The organism is Pseudomonas sp. NFACC37-1 (assembly GCF_900101575.1).
GTDB classification, from domain to species: Bacteria; Pseudomonadota; Gammaproteobacteria; order Pseudomonadales; family Pseudomonadaceae; genus Aquipseudomonas; species Aquipseudomonas fluorescens_AA.
This window is the reverse complement of the sequence record NZ_FMUZ01000090.1, coordinates 1-1,873: the sequence shown is the minus strand read 5'-3', so window position 1 is coordinate 1,873 and position 1,873 is coordinate 1. Positions and strand designations below refer to the sequence as shown.

The 1,873-nt window shown below is 51.8% G+C and carries 1 rRNA gene; it reads right to left on the bottom strand.

Annotated features, from left to right (window positions below):
* Positions 1-1,873, bottom strand: a 23S ribosomal RNA gene (locus BLP82_RS29995); the annotation flags it as partial.

Sequence of the window (1,873 nt, the reverse complement as noted above, 5' to 3'; positions counted from 1 at the left end):
ATGGCTCCACGCGAACTGGCGTCCACGCTTCAAAGCCTCCCACCTATCCTACACAAGCAAATTCAAAGTCCAGTGCAAAGCTATAGTAAAGGTTCACGGGGTCTTTCCGTCTAGCCGCGGATACACTGCATCTTCACAGCGATTTCAATTTCACTGAGTCTCGGGTGGAGACAGCGCCGCCATCGTTACGCCATTCGTGCAGGTCGGAACTTACCCGACAAGGAATTTCGCTACCTTAGGACCGTTATAGTTACGGCCGCCGTTTACCGGGGCTTCGATCAAGAGCTTCGCGTTAGCTAACCCCATCAATTAACCTTCCGGCACCGGGCAGGCGTCACACCCTATACGTCCACTTTCGTGTTTGCAGAGTGCTGTGTTTTTAATAAACAGTCGCAGCGGCCTGGTATCTTCGACCGGCGTGGGCTTACGCAGCAAGTGCTTCACCCTCACCGGCGCACCTTCTCCCGAAGTTACGGTGCCATTTTGCCTAGTTCCTTCACCCGAGTTCTCTCAAGCGCCTTGGTATTCTCTACCCAACCACCTGTGTCGGTTTGGGGTACGGTTCCTGGTTACCTGAAGCTTAGAAGCTTTTCTTGGAAGCATGGCATCAACCACTTCGTCACCCAAAGGGTAACTCGTCATCAGCTCTCGGCCTTAAGATCCCGGATTTACCTAAGATCTCAGCCTACCACCTTAAACTTGGACAACCAACGCCAAGCTGGCCTAGCCTTCTCCGTCCCTCCATCGCAATAACCAGAAGTACAGGAATATTAACCTGTTTTCCATCGACTACGCTTTTCAGCCTCGCCTTAGGGACCGACTAACCCTGCGTCGATTAACGTTGCGCAGGAAACCTTGGTCTTTCGGCGTGGGTGTTTTTCACACCCATTGTCGTTACTCATGTCAGCATTCGCACTTCTGATACCTCCAGCAAGCTTCTCAACTCACCTTCACAGGCTTACAGAACGCTCCTCTACCGCATCACTTGCGTGATACCCGTAGCTTCGGTGTATGGTTTGAGCCCCGTTACATCTTCCGCGCAGGCCGACTCGACTAGTGAGCTATTACGCTTTCTTTAAAGGGTGGCTGCTTCTAAGCCAACCTCCTAGCTGTCTAAGCCTTCCCACATCGTTTCCCACTTAACCATAACTTTGGGACCTTAGCTGACGGTCTGGGTTGTTTCCCTTTTCACGACGGACGTTAGCACCCGCCGTGTGTCTCCCATGCTCGGCACTTGTAGGTATTCGGAGTTTGCATCGGTTTGGTAAGTCGGGATGACCCCCTAGCCGAAACAGTGCTCTACCCCCTACAGTGATACATGAGGCGCTACCTAAATAGCTTTCGAGGAGAACCAGCTATCTCCGAGCTTGATTAGCCTTTCACTCCGATCCACAGGTCATCCGCTAACTTTTCAACGGTAGTCGGTTCGGTCCTCCAGTCAGTGTTACCTAACCTTCAACCTGCCCATGGATAGATCGCCCGGTTTCGGGTCTATTCCCAGCGACTAGACGCCCTATTAAGACTCGCTTTCGCTACGCCTCCCCTATTCGGTTAAGCTCGCCACTGAAAATAAGTCGCTGACCCATTATACAAAAGGTACGCAGTCACCCAACAAAGTGGGCTCCCACTGCTTGTACGCATACGGTTTCAGGATCTATTTCACTCCCCTCTCCGGGGTTCTTTTCGCCTTTCCCTCACGGTACTAGTTCACTATCGGTCAGTCAGTAGTATTTAGCCTTGGAGGATGGTCCCCCCATATTCAGACAAAGTTTCTCGTGCTCCGTCCTACTCGATTTCACTTCTAAGATCCTTTCGCGTACAGGGCTATCACCCACTATGGCCGCACTTTCCAGAGCGTTCCGCTAAAATCAAA